Origin of the sequence: Mucilaginibacter gossypii, assembly GCF_900100945.1 — a bacterium.
In the GTDB taxonomy this organism is placed as follows: domain Bacteria; phylum Bacteroidota; class Bacteroidia; order Sphingobacteriales; family Sphingobacteriaceae; genus Mucilaginibacter; species Mucilaginibacter gossypii.
Genome location: NZ_FNCG01000029.1, coordinates 13,635 through 31,709 on the forward strand (window position 1 = coordinate 13,635; position 18,075 = coordinate 31,709).

19 protein-coding genes are annotated in these 18,075 nt (G+C 42.9%); 9 read left to right on the plus strand and 10 right to left on the minus strand.

Features of this window, described 5'->3' with window-relative positions:
- Positions 1–303: 303 nt before the first annotated feature.
- Both BLS28_RS29175 and BLS28_RS29180 read right to left on the minus strand, forming a co-directional pair.
- Positions 304–612, minus strand: a complete 309-nt coding sequence (locus BLS28_RS29175; RefSeq protein WP_243770653.1) for a DUF2752 domain-containing protein — start codon at positions 610–612, stop codon at positions 304–306.
- Complete coding sequence (locus BLS28_RS29180) at positions 605–1,015, minus strand: DUF4199 domain-containing protein (protein WP_091176089.1); 411 nt, start codon at positions 1,013–1,015, stop codon at positions 605–607. The genes BLS28_RS29175 and BLS28_RS29180 overlap by 8 nt, the downstream gene beginning before the upstream one ends.
- A gap of 156 nt (positions 1,016–1,171) precedes the next feature.
- On the opposite strand from BLS28_RS29180, the gene mfd reads away from it, so the two are divergent.
- Positions 1,172–4,519, plus strand: coding sequence for a transcription-repair coupling factor (gene mfd / locus BLS28_RS29185; protein WP_091176092.1), 3,348 nt, complete (start codon positions 1,172–1,174; stop codon positions 4,517–4,519).
- A gap of 106 nt (positions 4,520–4,625) precedes the next feature.
- Here mfd and BLS28_RS29190 read toward each other — a convergent pair whose 3' ends face one another.
- Both BLS28_RS29190 and hpt read right to left on the minus strand, forming a co-directional pair.
- On the minus strand, positions 4,626–5,126 hold the full coding sequence (locus BLS28_RS29190; RefSeq protein ID WP_090533461.1) for a hypothetical protein: 501 nt from the start codon (positions 5,124–5,126) through the stop codon (positions 4,626–4,628).
- A 115-nt stretch (positions 5,127–5,241) separates the two neighbouring features.
- Positions 5,242–5,781, minus strand: coding sequence for a hypoxanthine phosphoribosyltransferase (gene hpt / locus BLS28_RS29195; protein WP_091176095.1), 540 nt, complete (start codon positions 5,779–5,781; stop codon positions 5,242–5,244).
- Positions 5,782–5,933: 152 nt separating this feature from the next.
- On the opposite strand from hpt, the gene BLS28_RS29200 reads away from it, so the two are divergent.
- The 4 genes from BLS28_RS29200 (at position 5,934) to BLS28_RS31450 (ending at position 9,069) form a co-directional block, all read left to right on the plus strand.
- Entirely contained in the window at positions 5,934–7,163 is a 1,230-nt protein-coding gene (locus BLS28_RS29200; protein ID WP_176844596.1) for a M16 family metallopeptidase, read from the plus strand.
- Between the two features lie 17 nt (positions 7,164–7,180).
- Complete coding sequence (gene def, locus BLS28_RS29205; protein ID WP_091176101.1) at positions 7,181–7,753, plus strand: peptide deformylase; 573 nt, start codon at positions 7,181–7,183, stop codon at positions 7,751–7,753.
- Between the two features lie 194 nt (positions 7,754–7,947).
- Positions 7,948–8,832 carry a sugar phosphate isomerase/epimerase family protein gene (locus BLS28_RS29210; protein WP_090533817.1) on the plus strand — a complete coding sequence of 295 codons (885 nt, stop codon included), beginning with the start codon at positions 7,948–7,950 and terminating at the stop codon, positions 8,830–8,832.
- Positions 8,833–8,940: 108 nt separating this feature from the next.
- Positions 8,941–9,069 carry a hypothetical protein gene (locus BLS28_RS31450; protein ID WP_256337577.1) on the plus strand — a complete coding sequence of 43 codons (129 nt, stop codon included), beginning with the start codon at positions 8,941–8,943 and terminating at the stop codon, positions 9,067–9,069.
- A 21-nt stretch (positions 9,070–9,090) separates the two neighbouring features.
- On the opposite strand, the gene BLS28_RS29215 is transcribed toward BLS28_RS31450, so the two are convergent.
- The 4 genes from BLS28_RS29215 to BLS28_RS29230 are packed head-to-tail and all read right to left on the minus strand — an operon-like array spanning position 9,091 to position 12,867.
- Entirely contained in the window at positions 9,091–10,458 is a 1,368-nt protein-coding gene (locus tag BLS28_RS29215) for an MFS transporter (RefSeq protein WP_091176104.1), read from the minus strand.
- 54 nt (positions 10,459–10,512) lie between these two features.
- Entirely contained in the window at positions 10,513–11,322 is an 810-nt protein-coding gene (locus BLS28_RS29220) for a molybdopterin-dependent oxidoreductase (protein WP_091176107.1), read from the minus strand.
- A complete protein-coding gene (locus BLS28_RS29225) occupies positions 11,297–12,004 on the minus strand; it encodes a cytochrome b/b6 domain-containing protein (RefSeq protein WP_176844595.1) in 708 nt (235 codons plus the stop codon). Before BLS28_RS29225 ends, BLS28_RS29220 begins: the two co-directional genes overlap by 26 nt.
- 29 nt (positions 12,005–12,033) lie before the next feature.
- Entirely contained in the window at positions 12,034–12,867 is an 834-nt protein-coding gene (locus tag BLS28_RS29230) for a DUF1223 domain-containing protein (protein WP_091176165.1), read from the minus strand.
- A gap of 242 nt (positions 12,868–13,109) precedes the next feature.
- Between BLS28_RS29230 and BLS28_RS29235 the strand changes: the two genes are divergently transcribed.
- Positions 13,110–13,685, plus strand: coding sequence for a sigma-70 family RNA polymerase sigma factor (locus BLS28_RS29235; protein ID WP_091176109.1), 576 nt, complete (start codon positions 13,110–13,112; stop codon positions 13,683–13,685).
- 6 nt (positions 13,686–13,691) lie between these two features.
- Entirely contained in the window at positions 13,692–13,961 is a 270-nt protein-coding gene (locus BLS28_RS29240) for a hypothetical protein (protein WP_091176111.1), read from the plus strand.
- 147 nt (positions 13,962–14,108) lie between these two features.
- On the opposite strand, the gene BLS28_RS29245 is transcribed toward BLS28_RS29240, so the two are convergent.
- Positions 14,109–14,483 carry a GxxExxY protein gene (locus BLS28_RS29245; protein WP_091176114.1) on the minus strand — a complete coding sequence of 125 codons (375 nt, stop codon included), beginning with the start codon at positions 14,481–14,483 and terminating at the stop codon, positions 14,109–14,111.
- A 190-nt stretch (positions 14,484–14,673) separates the two neighbouring features.
- Positions 14,674–15,129 carry a D-aminoacyl-tRNA deacylase gene (dtd, locus tag BLS28_RS29250; RefSeq protein ID WP_091176117.1) on the minus strand — a complete coding sequence of 152 codons (456 nt, stop codon included), beginning with the start codon at positions 15,127–15,129 and terminating at the stop codon, positions 14,674–14,676.
- Positions 15,130–15,359: 230 nt separating this feature from the next.
- Here dtd and BLS28_RS29255 point away from each other — a divergent pair, with 230 nt between their 5' ends.
- Together BLS28_RS29255 and BLS28_RS29260 are read left to right on the plus strand one after the other, a co-directional pair.
- Positions 15,360–16,598 (plus strand): cystathionine gamma-synthase family protein, encoded by a 1,239-nt coding sequence (locus BLS28_RS29255; RefSeq protein ID WP_091176119.1) that lies wholly within the window; start codon positions 15,360–15,362, stop codon positions 16,596–16,598.
- 133 nt (positions 16,599–16,731) lie between these two features.
- Positions 16,732–17,925, plus strand: coding sequence for a serine hydrolase domain-containing protein (locus tag BLS28_RS29260; protein WP_091176122.1), 1,194 nt, complete (start codon positions 16,732–16,734; stop codon positions 17,923–17,925).
- Positions 17,926–18,075: the final 150 nt, after the last annotated feature.

Genomic DNA, 18,075 nt, shown 5'->3' on the forward strand with positions numbered 1-18,075 from the left:
AAACCGTGATGGCGTATAAAGTATATTTTGGTGATAGTGCGCTGGGGCCGCGTTAGTGATAGGAGCGGATACCTGCCTGTGGCTAAGGCCTGCGCAGTATGAGGGGATAGCACGGGCCGCAGGCAACGCCCCAATTTATAATATCGATCAAAAACGCACCTAATAATCAAAAACTTACAATCACATCATTATACAGAACGAAGCAATCGCAGGGAAGGATGGCCAACCTGTATAGCATGCGCTTGCCACGTCGCGCCCTGATCATGCCCCTCCCGCTCCTCGCAATGACATGATTTATAAAATTTAGGTAAGGCTCTTAAACTGATTCCTTTCCAGCAGCCTCGCTTTGGTAAGTACATAAATCCGGTTAAAGATCACGGCTACGGCAGGAATGCCAAGCCAGTGGGCACGGAAAGAATTGCTGATATCGCCATGAAAAAGATAAATAATACTATGCCCTAAGCCGCAGCCCGGGCACCAGCCTATGCCCATCAGCTTAAGAGGACACAAGGTGAAGTGTGATGCTTCCGTTGGCGAGGTCATCGCCAATGAAAGCATCGCGGCTGTCCAGAACAAGAGTTCAAAATATTTTGAAAAATAACGCTTAATCAAGTTTGTTTGCTTTGTTGGTGAATAACAACGATACCGCAAAGGCGAGCAGCACCCCAACTATCAATGCACCAAAAATCCGTTCAGAAAAATCCTTTATGTTATCGCCCGATGATGAAACGTAGCTAATATAAAGTATTGAGCCAAAAACGGCTATGATGCCGCCTACAATTAATATTTTAAAGCTTTGAAAAAGAGCTTCTAAAAAGCCCATCTGGCCATTACACTCGTTTTTTCGATAACTCATGATGCCGAAAAAAAGACCGATAGCCGGTATAATAAATGAAAAGTATTCGACTGGGGCCACAACGTCTTTTTGCGGCATAACGCCAAGCCGTGGCATAGCAAAAATCCAGATGACACTTAATACGCCGATGATACCCCCTGATAACACTGCATTCTTCATAATTATATAATTAAGATTGATTTATAAATCGGTATGCGCGTTTACATACATAAATTTATCATTAAAAAGTAAATAAGCCGTCATATTGTTTGCATTAATTTTTAGCCCAACGCTTTTTTATTTTGGCTTTCCTTTTTTGTTTATCTTTGCCGCGGTTTGAACATCCGTGATATATTAGACAGATATAAGGCTGATGACCGGATAAAAACGTTGGCCACTGCGCTTAACGCATCAAAAAATCCAAGGGTACAGCTGCGTGGTTTGGTGGGATCAAGTGATTCGGCCATGGCGGTAGCATTGTATTTTTTGCAGCACAAACACATGGTATTTGTACTGCCCGACCGCGAAGAAGCAGGTTATTTCCAGGCCGACCTGGAAAACCTTACCGGTAAAGAAGCCCTGCTGTTCCCTTCATCATACCGCAAGCCTTTTGAATTTACCCAGCCCGATAGCAGTAATGTACTGGCCCGTGCCGAGGTTTTGAACGAGCTTAACCACAGTTCAGAATATGGCCAGCTCATTGTAACTTATCCCGAGGCTTTGGCCGAAAAGGTGATCGATCGTTCATCGCTTGAAAAAAACACCCTCGAAATAGCCGTTAGCAACAAGCTCAGTATTGATTTCATCAACGAGTTTTTGATAGAGTATGATTTTGAGCGGGTTGATTTTGTATATGAGCCGGGGCAATTTTCTATCCGTGGCGGCATTGTTGATATCTTCTCTTTTTCGCATATGCTCCCCTACCGGGTTGAGTTTTTTGGTGATTTCATTGAGTCGATCCGTACGTTTGAAATCGAGAGCCAGCTGTCGGTTGAGCATGTTAAAAGCATTACCATTGTTCCCAACGTACAATCTAAATTTCTAACGGAGAATAATATCTCCCTGCTTGAATATGTTGAAGCAGGTACACAGGTGTGGATCAAAGATGTTCAGTTTACGCTGGACATTATCCAAACCGGTTATAAAAAGGCTGTAAACCTTTGGAAAGCTCTCTCTGCAGATGAAAAAGCGCAAAACCCTGATTGGATAGATCCCAAATTTGGTTTTACCGACGAAAAGCTAATAGGCGATCAATTGCATGATTTTCCTGTGGTAGAGTTTGGAAAGCAGTTCTTTTACCATGACGCCACCGCTATCAATTTTGATATGCGGCCGCAGCCATCGTTCAATAAAGATTTTACGCTGCTCATCCACAACTTTAAAAACAACGAGGCCGATAAGATCGAGAATTTCATCTTCACCGATTCGGCCAAACAGGTTGAGCGTTTATACGCCATTTTGGACGACCTGGATAAAAAGGTAAAATTTACTCCTATAAGCATCTCCGTACGCGAAGGTTTTATTGATCATGAGCAGAAAATAGCCTGCTATACCGATCACCAGATCTTTGACCGTTACTATAAATACAAAACCCGCAAGGGCTACCAGCGTTCCCAAGCTATTACACTAAAAGAGCTCCGCGACCTTAAACCTGGCGATTATGTTACGCATATCGACCACGGTATCGGCAAATATGCGGGTTTGGAAAAGGTTGACGTGAACGGCAAACAACAGGAAATGATCCGCCTGATTTATGCTGATAACGACCTGCTGTATGTGAACATCAACTCACTTAACCGCATTTCCAAATTCAGCGGCAAAGAAGGTTCCGTTCCCAAAATGAACAAGCTGGGTACCGACACCTGGGAACGTTTGAAGAAAACAACAAAAAAAAAAGTTAAGGACATAGCCCGCGACCTGATCAAGCTTTACGCCCTTCGTAAAGCCCAGCATGGCAATGCCTTTTCGCCCGATAGCTACCTGCAAACCGAACTGGAGGCATCATTCCTGTACGAGGACACTCCCGACCAGGAAAAAGCCACGGCCGATTTCAAAAAAGATATGGAGTCGCCCCACCCTATGGACCGCCTCATTTGCGGCGACGTGGGTTTTGGTAAAACTGAAGTAGCTGTTCGCGCAGCATTTAAAGCTGTTGCCGATAGCAAGCAGGTGGCCATATTGGTACCAACAACTATCCTGGCAGCACAACATTACAAAACCTTTACCGACAGGCTCAAGGGGTTCCCTGCCAATATTGATTATGTTAACCGCTTTAAATCAACCAGGCAGATCAAGGATACCTTGGAAAAACTGAAAGAAGGCAAGGTAGATATCATCATAGGCACACATCGTTTGGTAAGCAAGGATGTGAAATTCAAAGACCTTGGCCTGATGATCATTGACGAAGAGCAGAAGTTTGGCGTATCGACCAAAGAGAAGCTGAAACAGATGCGCGCTAATGTGGATACGCTTACCTTAACGGCAACGCCCATTCCGCGAACGCTTCATTTTTCGTTAATGGGTGCACGTGATCTTTCTATCATATCAACTCCGCCGCCAAACCGTCAGCCGGTTGTTACCGAGCTGCATGTGTTTAATGATAAACTCATTAAAGAAGCGGTTGAATTTGAGATTGACCGCGGCGGACAAGTGTTCTTTATCCACAACCGCGTGGCCGATCTGCCGCAATTGGGCGGCATGATCCGTAAGCTTGTTCCTAAAGCACGTATCGGCATTGCTCACGGCCAATTGGAAGGTGACGACCTGGAAGATGTAATGCTTAAATTTGTGAACCACGAGTATGATGTGCTGGTGGCTACAACCATTATTGAGGCCGGCCTGGACATTCCCAATGCCAATACCATTATCATCAACTACGCCCATATGTTTGGCTTGAGCGACCTGCACCAGATGCGTGGCCGTGTGGGCAGGAGTAATAAAAAGGCGTATTGTTATTTGCTAAGTCCGCCTTTGTCAACGTTAACCAGCGAGGCCCGCAAACGCCTGAGTGCCATTGAAGAGTTCAGCGACCTGGGCAGCGGCTTTAATGTGGCTATGAGGGATTTGGATATCCGTGGCAGCGGTAACCTGCTTGGCGCCGAACAAAGCGGCTTCATTGCCGAAATAGGCTTTGAAATGTATCATAAGATCCTCGACGAGGCTATACAGGAACTTAAAGACGATGAGTTTAAAGGCGTATTCCCCGAGGATAAGCCCCGCCCCTATATTTCTTTTACCCAAATTGATACCGACCTGGAGATCCTCATCCCCGATGAGTATGTAACCAATCTCTCCGAGCGATATAACCTGTATACCGAGCTTTCCAAACTGGAAAACGAGGTGGAACTGCAGGCATTTCAACAAAAATTGCACGACCGTTTTGGCCCGGTACCGGCCCAGGTTGACGGTTTACTCAATACCCTGCGGTTGCAATGGCTGGGCAAGGCCATCGGTTTTGAAAAAATCTCGCTCAAGAAAAACGTTTTGCGTGGCTATTTTATCACCAACCAGCAATCAAGTTACTTTGAAACCGAGGCCTTCCGTAATGTGCTCGACTTTGTGAAGAATAACCCAAGGCGCACTAATTTGAAAGAAGTTAAAAACACGCTCCGTTTGGGAATTGAGGGAATTGACAGCGTTGACGAGGCGCTGAGGATGCTGAGCGAGGTGGCGGGGATAATATAATCATCTCCTGTTGTCGTATCCCCACGACAACATAATGTTCAACCTATAACAATAAAGCTACCGATTTTCACCGGTAGCTTTACTATAAAATGAGTCTCTCTGTAAATTAATAAACCGCTAAGCTGTAATTAAGCGTTTGTCCTTCTTGCAAAAACAAATTCGGCGCTTTTGCTTTATCCGAATCGTTGATAACGCCATCGTTATTGGTGTCCTTAAATTTCACGGAACCAATTATTGCTGCGGGTGTTTGTTTAGGGCTGCTGTCAATATCGGCCTGAGTTTTAAAAATACCTATCGGAATCAGTCCATTGTAATAGCTTTTTTGGGTTCCTTTTTCAGCAACAATGTAATACTCTCCTATATAGGCAACTACTGCAGTCGCTTTTCCTGACGCATCCGTAGTAAGTGTGTATGAAGGCGCTTCCCCGGTATTGGGTTTATTTACATCATCATACAGTTTTACTGTTGCACCTGCCGATGCAGCGCCGGTCTGGCCATCAGTTATGGTAATAGCAACAGTTGAAGTAGCCGGCCCTTTTTTATCACATGAAGAAAACAAAAACGATGCTGCTATGCAGCCTGATAAAAGTAAAGATGTATATTTCATAAACCCTAAAACGAAACAAGGGAGCTATTGTTTTAATCATCTGTTAAAAAAATTACCCGTAATGTGCTATGTCTCAATAGCAACTGCCACATTTTCTGTTAAGATCCGTTTATTCTTATCCTACTTTTTTATAAATATCTTTTAAATTACGCCCCATTTCCTTGTAATCAAGGCCATAACCTACTACAAATTCGTTTTCTATTTCAAAGCCTACATACTTAAGCTCCTCTATCTTTTTTTGAAGAGCGGCCGGCTTTAATAATAATGAGCATAACCTTAATGAGGCGGGCTCTCTTTCCTTCAGTTTCTGGATTAGATAGTGAGCTGTATTGCCCGTATCAACAATATCTTCAATAATAACTACATCGCGTCCCTTAATATCGACTGTTAAATCAATATCTTCCCGTATTTTTAACGTACTGGAGACACCGCCATAGTATGATGCTAATTTGGTGAAGTTAATTTCGCAGGGAATGCTCACTTGTTTGATCAGGTCGGCTATAAAAAGAAAGCTGCCGCTGAGTACCCCTATAAAAACGGGTATGCTATTATTATAATCTTCATTTAATTGTATGCCAATGGCTTTAACACGTTCTTCAATCTTATCGGCAGTTAGTAGTATCTCAAATTCCAGATCGGCTATTTGTTTTGTCATTGGGTTTAGTTTGTGTTTTTTAAAGGCAGTATAGTTCCGCCGTTTACATTAATCCCGGCGAAATTGGATTTTAAGCGCCTAAAATACTATTAATCACTTACAATAGCGTGAAAAATAATTGTGACATATAAGCTTATCTTTGCAGCCGAATGATTGACTATCAACTTTATACTTTGCCTAATGGTATCCGCATACTGTATAAGCACTGGCCATCGGCAATTACACATTGTTGCTTTATTGTAAACGCAGGATCGCGCGATGAAGCTCCGGGACAGGAAGGCCTTGCCCATTTTATTGAGCACCTGCTGTTTAAAGAAACCGAACGCCGTAACACCAGTCAGATCCTGAACAGACTTGAGCTTGTTGGCGCCGATCTTAACGCTTATACCACTAAAGAATATACCTGCATCCACGCATCGTTGCTTAACCAGCACCTTGACCGCACTATGGATCTTTTTGAGGATATATTATTTCATTCCACGTTCCCGGATGATGAACAGGAGAAAGAGCGCGGTGTCATTTTAGATGAAATAGCTTCCTATCTTGACCAACCGGAAGAAGCCATACAGGATGATTTTGAAGAGCTGCTGTTTAAGGAGCACCCCATGGGGCAAAACATTTTAGGTACGCCCGAAACCGTTGGCAGGCTTAACGGGGACGACATCCGGGGGTTTATAGCGGCAAACTATAATACAACCGAAATGATCTTTGCTGTACACGGCAATTATGAGTTCAGGAAACTGGTGGCCATGTCTGAAAAGTATTTCGGTCATGTGCCTTTAAATGAACTTAAAAAAAATCGGGTAAAGCCCGTACAAGGTACGGGTAGTATCCATATCGTTAACAAACCTATCTCACAAACGCACTGCATTATAGGCACACAGGCTTATTCATCGTCGCATGAGCACAAATGGGGCTTATTATTGCTTAACAACCTCCTGGGCGGGGTGGGCATGAGCAGCAGGCTCAACCTCGAAATCAGGGAAAAACATGGTATAGCCTATACTGTCGAATCAAATTACACTCCTTTAACTGACACCGGCATCTTTTCTATTTACTTTGGTACGGATACCGAAAAAGCGAACAAAGCTTCAAAACTGATTCATAAGGAGCTGAAAAAACTGCGTGAACAAAAGCTGGGCACATTGCAATTGCACCAGGCCCGGCAAAAGTTCATCGGGCAAATAGCATTAGCGGAAGAAAACCGCATGAGCCTCATTATAGCTATGGCCAAAAGCATGATTGATTTTAACCGTGTTGACACCCTCGAAGAGATCTTTGCTAAAATTAACCAGGTAAGCGCCGAGCAATTGCTGACCATCAGCAATGAAATTTTTGATAATAACCGCTTGATCACTTTGCTATTTGAGCCTAAGCAATAATCCTTTATTTTTGCAAGATGAAGTATCCTATCATTGCCTACGGTGATCCTGTTTTAAGAAAGAAAGCAACAGCTATTGAGCCCGACGAGTATCCGCATATAAAAGAACTGGTTGAAAATATGTTTGAAACCATGTACGCGGCCCGTGGTGTTGGCCTGGCAGCGCCGCAGGTAGGCATGTCAATGCGTTTATTTGTGGTGGATGCCACCCCCTTTGATGATGACGAACCGGAACTGAAAGATTTCAAAAAAGCGTTCATCAATGCTACCATACTGGAAGAAACCGGTGAGGAATGGGGTTTTAACGAAGGCTGCCTGAGCATTCCGGATATCCGCGAGGATGTATACCGCAAGCCGGTTGTACGCATGTCATATTATGATGCAGACTGGAAACACCATGAAGAAACTTTTAAGGGCATGGCCGCTCGCGTTATCCAGCATGAATATGACCATATTGAAGGCAAACTGTTTACAGATAAGCTAAGCCCGCTGCGTAAGCGACTTATTGAAAAGAAACTTAACGATATTTCAAAAGGCATGGTTGATGTGGATTATAAAATGAAGTTTCCCAACATTAAAAAAGGAAGATAATACTTTACCCAAAGCATATAAAAAGCCGCCATACAGCGGCTTTTTCCTTTTATATATTTTTATAAATATTAACTACACCTGTAAAAATTACAATACTATACCCCAGCATTAAACCAATCCGCGTAATTTCGGTCTTTGTTTTGGCATTTTTAATGCGTTATATTTACACAACCAATCATAAAAATCATAAACCAATGACTACCAGACGATCTTTCCTAAAAACTTCGGCGCTACTTTCAGCAGGCCTGTTGGCAGCTCCTAATTTGTTTGCATATGATAAAAAATATATAGGCTTACAATTATATACTGTGCGTGATGCAATGGCTGCCGACCCTGTTGCTGCATTGGCAAAGGTTGCCAAAACAGGTTTCACATCTGTGGAAGGTGCAACTTATACCGGCACCGAATTGTTTTATGGCATGCGCCCCGGCGATTTTGCAAATGTTTTAAAACAAAACGGCCTTATTATGCCGAGCGCGCATTACCGTTTAGGTGAGGAGCTGGTTAACGGCGAACAACAAAAAGGAACCATCATGAACGACTGGAAAAAAGCCGTTGATGACGCTGCCGAAGCCGGTGTGCAATACATGGTTTGCGCATATCTTTCGCAATCTGAGCGCGGCAATCTTGACCATTATAAAAACGTGGCCAATATGCTTGATATAGCCGGCGAAACCTGTAAAGGCGCGGGTATCCAACTTTGCTATCACAACCACGACTTTGAATTTATACAGGAAAACGGTAAATACCCATATGAGATCCTTTTGGAGAACACTGATAAAGACCTGGTAAAAATGGAAATGGACTTGTATTGGGTTAATAAAGCAAACCAGGACCCAATCGCCCTTATTGATAAACACCCGGGCCGTTTCCCGCTGTGGCATGTTAAGGATATGGACAAAACCCCTGAAAAGAAATTTACTGAAGTTGGAAACGGGGTTATCGACTTTAAAAAGATCTTTACCCAGGCAAAAAAATCAGGCCTCAAATATTTCTTTGTTGAGCAGGATGTTTGCCCGGGCGATCCGTTTGTGAGCATTGCACAAAGTATCAGCTATATTAAAAAGAACCTGGTGTAATATTGCTTTTACACTGATATCCTGAAGGCCTGCATTTAAAACAAATGGCAGGCCTTTTTTATTCTACAAGGGCAAATTGTTTTATAACACATTTAACGGCAAAGGAAAATGAGTGCAACCATAATCAAATACCTCATAGTCATTTTGATGGCTTCTCTTCTTTTTGCCTGCGTTGCAGAAGCGCAAACCGATAAACAGCCGCTTCAGGTTACACAGCGGCACGTTACCTGCCTTTAAGGATCTGGCGGAACATGAAGCTCAATGATGGGCGGTTCTCTTTTTACCCCTGTTCCCGCGCTCCCTGAACCGGTTAAAGAAAACAAAAGCCAGCAAACAGAGCACACAACCGCAAATACCATTCAGGCGCAGGCCATAATCGTTGCCCGGGTCTTTTCCATAAATGGTTAAAAACGCAAACAATGCAATACCCAGTGTTTGGCCCAGTTTTACAAACAGGTATTTAACCGCAAAGAACATCCCCTCGCGGTTCTCGCCGGTACGTTTAGCCTCGTTCTGTGCTATTTCGGCAAGTATAGCATTGGGCAAAATACCCAGCGAGGCCAGCGGAAACGACGCACTGATAACCAGCGTATAGATTTGCACCTGCGGTGTAAATGGAAGTTTGCCCAGGAAAAATATCGCCACAAAAATCAAACTCAGTAACGCGAACGAAAAAAGCACGATAGGTTTTTTGCCGATCTTTTGCGACAGGTAATTAACCAGCGGATAAAACAGCAGTGATACCAGTACCATAGTAGCCATAAGTTCTCCGCCCATAGATTCGGGCAGATATAATAACGATTTTAAAAAAAACAGTAAGCCGCTTGATATAATGCTTAATGCCATATAGTACGAAAAATCGGATATCAGGTAATATTTGAAATTCCGATTTTGAAAGGTTTTTTGAATAGCTGGTAAGAGTGATAAATGCGAGGGATGACCATTTGAATACCGCTTTTCGTCAATGGCGAATACAGGTACGAGCATTACCAGCCCGGCAAATATGGCCAGCCCCCAAATGGTGTACTGCACGGCGGTATCACGATTGGGGGTGCCGGCAAAGCGTTGTACCCAGTCGGCAAAGTTATTGACCATGGCCGATAAGATAATCCCAATTACAAAACCCACCTGTTGTAATGATGATAGTTTAACCCTTTCGCTGCCTGTGCGGGTAAGCTCGGGCAGCAAGGCGTTGTACGGGATAATATAGGCCGTAGCGCCCATAAAAAAACAAATAAGCGTAAAGGTAAGCCAGTAAGCGTTATGGATACTTTCGCCCTTTACCATGGGGTAAAAGGTTAATCCGCAAAATAAAGCGGCAGGTAAAATAGCCCATTGCATAAAAGGAATGCGCCGCCCACGACGGTTTTCGCTTTTATCGCTTAGCGAGGCAATAAAAGGATCAAAAAAAGCATCCACCAACCGCCCGGATGCTGTGATTACCGACATGATATTGAACAGGCCCAAAAGTAACAATTGGGGTACCAGCGTAGTAAGCCCGGCATTGTTTGGCGGCAGGTAAAAGTAAGGCAGCATCACAATGATAATATTGGTCATGATGCTCCATCCTATCATTCCGCAGGCATAAGCAAGCTGTTTGGAAAGTGGTAGTTTATTGGCCGGCATTTAATGCAATATGCAAATATTACATCAATATATAATGGCGGTTTAACTGGTCTTTTACAACCCTGCGTAATAATCATAACCCTGTTCGGCCCAGTAATCGCGGGGACGGCTATTGCTGAAGGTTATGCTGCCTATCCGTTTCAGGTTTTTGATGCCATATTTTACAGGGATAATGAGCCTTAGCGGCGCGCCATGCTTCGGCGGCAAGGGTTTTTCGTTCACCTCATAGGCCAGCAAAGTTTGCGGGTGCATAGCGCTTGGCATGTCAACGCCCACGTAATATTCCTTGTCGGGCGTTTCCATGCCTACATACTCAAACCGGGTTTCGGCATCAAGCTTAAAGTGAGCTATAAAATCGCTGAATTTTACACCGCCCCAGTGCGAAATCTGGTCCCAGCCCTCTACGCACTTAAAATCATAAACGATCTCCGTTTTAGGAAGTTTCTTTATTTCATCGATACCGATATTCAATAGCTCACCATTCTGCTTTTTAACCGACAGTTTCCAGTTGCCTACATCAATCAAACCCTCCGAGCCTATATCACTATTATGACGCACTACCTTGGCGGCCATTTCTTTAGGATAGGTTTTTACCAGGTTTTTATTACTGTATAATTGGCGCACCACCTTTTCATTGGCGTTAAGCACAGCGCGCAGTGGCTTATGGGCCTCTCCCGTTATACCGGGTACCTCATTGGGCGACGTATACAACCAACGCCAGCCCCCATAGGCGGCACCGCCCAATACCAGGAAGCTGCCGAAGGAAATAAAATTGCGGCGGCTGATCTTTTGCTCAACTGTAAGCTCCTTTTTGGGGCCTTTATTTTTGCTGAAAACCTTACTCAGTTTTTTCGTTAGTTTCATCGTTTTGAATTTGAATAGCGGGCAGTGGCTTTTTATCTATTACCTCAAAACCCGAAATAACCGATCTGAAGTTGTTCCAGCCGGCAAGTACTACCTGAACAACATGCACCAGGAAAAACAATACATAACCAATGGTGAGCACAAAATGCCAGATGCGGGCCAAATGGTACCCTCCGCAAATCCAGGCGAGGTAATTAAATTGCACCGGCTTATAAATAGCCAGCCCTGTTATCAGCGAGCCAAACCCCATAACAATAATAGCCGTATAGGCAATTCGCTGAGCTGCGTTGTATTTATTCTGAGGCGGAGCCATTTTCCGGATGTGCAGGTCGTGCAAAACCACCAGCCAGGCTTCTTTAAATGAATGCCGGTTAGGCACAAGCTCACGCCACTGGCCCGATATTATGGTATATGACACATACAACAAGCCGTTAAGCGCAAAAAACCACATAAACAAAAAATGGAAAGCCATACCCTCGGCCAGTCGCCGGGGAATGTGCAGCGCATCATAAAGGCCCTGCGGAAAAAAGCGAATAAAAGTGACACCGAAGAGCGTGAAAGTGTAAGTATCATTGGCCCAGTAAATGAGCAGCCCGCTCCAAATCATGATGGTAAGGATGGGAAAGTTTACCCAATGCGTCCAGCGCATTAACAGCGGGTGTTTCTCTTTAATTATCTTCATCTAAATACTCTTAATGCCATTCAACACAACTATTGTATGTTTTTATCTTGTTGCCCAACATCCGCCGATACTTTAACCAGGCTTTTCGATGCTGCCAAAACAGCACCGTTATTTGTATTTTGTACAAAACCTATTACTTCCCATCCCCGGGCCTCAACCCCGGCAGGCAAAGCAATAGTTGCGCTGCCATTGTTTTTGTTTAAAGGCATGGTTTGCAGGTTTCGTACAATTTGAGCATGGGCCAATGTGCGGCCACCATTTTCACCCCGCTCAACTTTTACAACAGCTTGTTTTTGAACCAATGCCAATGATATCACATTAGATGCGCTCCCGGTATTGCCTTCAACTTTGTATTGTACCGAAGCTGTATTATTCGCATTAAGAGTAACACCTAAGTTTAATTGAACACTGCCGCTCCCCTGCAGGCCGCTTTTAATAGTGCTGCGTAAACGCTCCTCCTGCGAACCTACAAACTCCGTTTTACCATTAACCACAATTTGCGGCGTGTAAACCTGCGACAAGTTTAACCAGTGCGCATATTCATTTTGCCGTTTTGAATAATCGGCACTACTGAAAACGTCTTTCCAGCCAAGACGGTTCCAGTAATCAACATGGTAGGCTAAAATATAAACGGGCTTATCGCCAACCTCTTTTTGAACTTTGGCAACCAGCTCGTCGGCAGGCGGGCAGCTTGAACAGCCTTCGGAAGTAAACAGTTCAACAAGGGCAAAACCTTTACCATTAAACTTTAAATTATCGTTTTGGTTGGTTTTAGCTCCACTTTTGCAATTTATGAATGCAACAGAAATGATTACTGCACCTATAACAAACGACACAAACGCAAATATTCTGATCTTTTTCATTTCACTTAGTTTAAATGATATACATTTTTTCTGCTTTGTCGGGTTTATTGGGATAACCTTACAATAATTTTTTACTTTTTTGGCTGATATAAATATCGGCATAATATGCTCAAATCAAGACACGTAGCGTAACTTAGTAATCATCAGGAAGGTCTTGGATTAAAATAGATTTGAATTTATCTTGTAAGGATTAAGCCCAGCGCCCGACTAAGCCTGTAATTGTATTAGCATTACCGCATTTCATGTTAACCGAAACTAATGTATTAAACCCTCATAAATGGGTTACAGCCTATGCCGATTACCTGTATATGTATGCCATTGTGCGCATCAATGATGAGGATACGGCCAAAGACCTGGTACAGGAAACTTTTTTGGCAGCCCTTGAAAAAGTGGACCGGTTTGAGGGCAAAAGCACCGAACGAACGTGGCTTACCGCTATCCTTAAAAATAAGATTATTGATGTATACCGCAAAAAATCATCAGGTTTGGCTATAGCTTCGGCTAATAAAGCAGCTCAGGAGCAGGATGATTTTTTTGAGGAAGACAATGGGCACTGGAAAGCTGAATATGCTCCACAGCCCATCGCGGCAATGGACGACCAGGATCCTTTGTTAAAAAAAGAGCTGAACAGCATTCTGCAAAAATGCCTGCAAAAATTACCTGCCCTGTGGAACGCAGTATTTACCATGAAACACATAGACGATGCGGCTACCGAAAATATTTGCACCGAACTGCATGTTAGCCAGGCCAACTTCTGGGTTATCATTCACCGGGCAAAAGTTAACCTGAGGGCCTGCCTTCAAAAAAACTGGAATTAAACTGAAATGAGCTATTTAAAAAAAATTATATATAACTGTAAACAAGCTACTTTCCTCATCGAAAAAAAACAGCTTAAACGGCTTAGCTTCCGCGAGGAAATGGAACTGCGCATTCACCTGGCCGGTTGCGGCGTGTGCGTATTATACAATAAACAAAGCCGCGTTATTAATGATATGGTGCAGCAGCTATTTCATGATTCGCTAAAAAATGAGCTGAAACTTGATGATGCTTTTAAAGCAGATTTGCAGGCAAGGATTGAAGAAGGATTGGCGTAATAAGATTTTATCACGAATGGATTTGCATTATGAATAAAATTTGAGCGAATTACACGAATCCATGTTTGACACGAATCTTTGCTTGGCGTAGATAATAGGATCGAATTATACGAATTGGCGTGGGTGATTAGATAGCCGGATCCTTTTTTAGAAAACAACTCGTTGATATTCAATTGAAGGTTTTCCGAAATTTATTACAAGGCCTAATTTGAGGCCAGAGGCTTTTAAGTAGTTAAGCGTTTGTTTGATATATGGGTCGCCGATGTAATTGCCTATTTTTACTTCGAGAATGATACCGTCATAAACTACAAAGTCAGCAACAAAGAAATGCTTGAGTTTTTGTTCTTTATATGTAATGGTAAATGGTCTTTCTCGTACAAATGGGATATTTAACCTGGCAAACTCAAACTCGAGGGCATCCTTATAAACTGCTTCTTTAAATCCGTGCCCCAATATGTTATGAACCTCAAAACATGCCCCGATAATTTTGTAAGATTCTTCCTTAAATAAGATTTCAACCACGGTTAACAGAATTGGTGACCAAAATATAGAATGATTTTAATTTCATCAATTATTTAATTAACTCTCCCGAGGAGTCGATAAAAAACAATTCGTGTAATTCAAAATAATTCTCTTCAGAGAGCAAGGATTCGTGTCAAACATGGATTCGTGTAATTCGATCTAATTGTAATCGACACGCAAAATATTCGTGTTAAAACTCTCTATCCTTCGTATCCATTATAATAGTAACCGGACCATCATTAAGCAGGTTGATTTTCATATCAGCACCAAAAATGCCTGTTGCTATCTTTTTGCCTGTTAATGTTTCAAGCGTTTGAACCATTTGTTCGTACATCGGGATAGCTTTATCCGGCTTGGCAGCCCGCAGAAACGACGGGCGGTTTCCTTTTTTAGTTTGAGCGAAAAGGGTAAACTGTGATATCAATAGTATATCCCCGTTAACATCGGCAAGGGCTTTATTCATAAGTCCGTTCTCGTCGCCAAAAACACGCATGCCTGTAATTTTATTAGCAAGCCACTGCATATCCTCTGGGGTATCGGCATCTTCAATCCCTAATAATACCAAAAATCCGACACCTATTTCGCCTGTAACATTTCCATCTACTGTGCAGCTTGCCTGGGTAACGCGTTGTAGTACAGCCCTCATAATTTTTACACGAATTAATTTATGTTGGTCACAATTTAGGCGAATTTCATTAATCTTATTCGCTATAGATAAGTAATTCGTGTAATTCGATCAAATTGCAAACGCCTTATAAGTATTTGTGTCAATTCGTTATCATTAGTGCAATTAGTGCTAATTCCATTCGTGTAATTAGTGCGTAATTAATTAAGTTCGCAACCGCTATTATGTATATCTAATTAATAGGATTAAAAATGAGTACAAAAAAAGGCTTCACTACCACCATATTACATGCCGACCGGCTTGGTAAACCCGAGCATGGTTCATTACATAAACCCATCCACACCTCTGTAACCTACGGGCACGAGGATGTGCAGGACCTGGTTGATATTTTCCAAAATAAAAAAAGTGGTTACGCTTATTCACGCCAGGGTAACCCAACTGTTACCGCTCTGGAGCAAAAGGTAACTCAAATGGAACATGGGGTATCAAGTATCGCTTTCTCAACCGGTATGGCGGCAATTTCGGCAACGGTGATGGCCCTTATTAAAGGTACTGACCATATCGTAGCCAGCTCGTTCCTGTTTGGGAACAGCCGCAGCATTTTCCAAACATTTATTGATATGGGTATCAGTATTGATTTTGTTGATGCTACCTCGGTTGATAATGTACGCGCGGCAGTAAAAGCAAATACCCGCATGGTGTTTGTTGAAACTATTGCCAACCCGGCCACGCAAATTGCCGACCTAAAAAACATTGGCGACCTGTGCGAGGAAAAAGGCATTATGTACGTTGTTGATAACACCATGACCTCGCCATACCTGTTTAACCCAATTAATGTTAAAGCAAGTTTAGTGATTAATTCACTTACCAAATACATTGGCGGTCATGGCAACGCCCTCGGTGGCGCGGTTACGAATACCGGCTTGTTTGATTGGGCAAACTACCCAAATATTTTCCCCGGATTTAAAGCAGCTGTAAAACCAGAGAACCTGGGCATGACCCAGATCCGTAAGAAAGGGTTACGTGACGCCGGTGGCACTTTATCACCCGAAGCTGCACATACAATATCTGTTGGTGCCGAAACCCTGGCCCTGCGCCTTGACCGTGCCTGCAGCAACGCTTTGGCACTGGCTAAATATTTCGATAATCACCCAAAAGTTAAAAAGGTATTTTACCCGGGCGTTGAATCGCACCCGCAGCATGAATTGGCCGGTGAGTTATTTACACGCTATGGCGGCTTGATGAGCATTGAGCTTGATGAAAGTATCAACTGCCTGGCATTTTTAAATAAACTGAAACTGGTTGTAAAATCAAGCAACCTTGGTGATACACGTACCCTGGCCATACCGGTTGCACAAACCATTTTCTTTGAACTTGGTGCCGAGCGCCGCGCAGAAATGGGCATTCCTGAAAGCATGATCCGCCTCTCGGTAGGTATTGAAGACCTCGACGATTTGCTCGACGATTTCAAAACCGCTTTAGGCGAATAAATATTGGGCCTTGTGAATAACACAAGGCCTTTTTTGTTGAATACCATACCTGTTCGCGACTTTCATAGCAGAACATAAAATAATTTTCATTGATCGATAGGGGTTTATATGCTGTTTGTTGTAATATAGACGTATGAAAACCTATAAAACCTTGAAAACACTTCTTCGTGTGCTAACCCTTGCACTTATAACCAGCGGCATCCAGGCGCAAACTCAACCAGACTCTTTAACCATCAAATTACAACAGGCTTTTACGCATGAAAGTCTGCCCGGCATGTATGTGATCATGACCGATGGTAATAAAGTTAGCTACTCCCATAGTTTTGGCTATGCAGATGAAGCCAACCAAGTACCCTATTTAGCTAATACAATTCAAAACATTGGCTCGGTGAGTAAAACTGTTATTGCCGTAGCGTTGATGAAAGCTATCGAATTAAAATATTTTACGCTGGAAACAGATATCAACGATGTGCTACCTTTTAAGGTAACCAATCCTAATGACCCAAACGGAAAAATAACCATCAGGCAGTTAACCAACCATACATCAGGGATTGTTGATAACCCTGATGTATATCATTACTGCTATCATTTTTATCCTAAACTACGGGCCTATGACAGTGTTTCGATTAAAACCCTTAACCAAATGGGGTTTGGTGATAAATTAAAGGATACAACTTTAGCCCAGTTCTTTTACAACTATTTATCCCCACAGGGAGAATACTACAGCAAGGCCAATTTCGGGGAAGGTCCGGCAGGAAGCGTTTCCTCATATTCTAACATCGGCTCGGCACTGGCGGCATATCTCATTGAACTTAAATCGGGCCTTTCTTATGCACAGTTTACCCAAAAGTATATCCTGAAGCCCCTAAAAATGGATCATTCAGGCTGGCATATTCAAGATGTGGATTTAAAAAACCACGCCTATTTATACCTCGATCAAAAGAACCGGTTCCCGTTATATGACCTGGTTACGTATCCGGATGGAGGGCTAAAAACTTCGCCCGAAGATTTGAGCAAATATTTAGTGGCAATTGCCAGGCACGATAAAAAGCTGCTTACTGAGCCATCTTATCAAACCATGTTCACCGCGCAGTTCAACAAGGAGCATCCGCCTAAAAACATCAATTTAACCTATCGTAACAAAGGCATCTTCTGGAATTTATATACTAACGGCACCGTAGGCCATGACGGCGATGATCCCGGCGTAGGCACTTATTTGTTCTTTAATACCTCGACAGGTAAAGGAGGATTGTTTTTGTGTAATAAATATTTGCCGAACAAACAGGCTATTGTTGATGTGCTGGTGAAGGAAGCGGCGAAGAAGTAAGGTGTTTAATAAAAATTGTCATTTCGACCATCGGGAGAAATCTTATCTGTCATGCATTGCCAACTATGGGGTGCGGTTTACATGGCTAATAAGATTTCTCTTTCGCCCCGACACACCATCCTCCTCTGCTCTATCGAAATGACAAGAGTT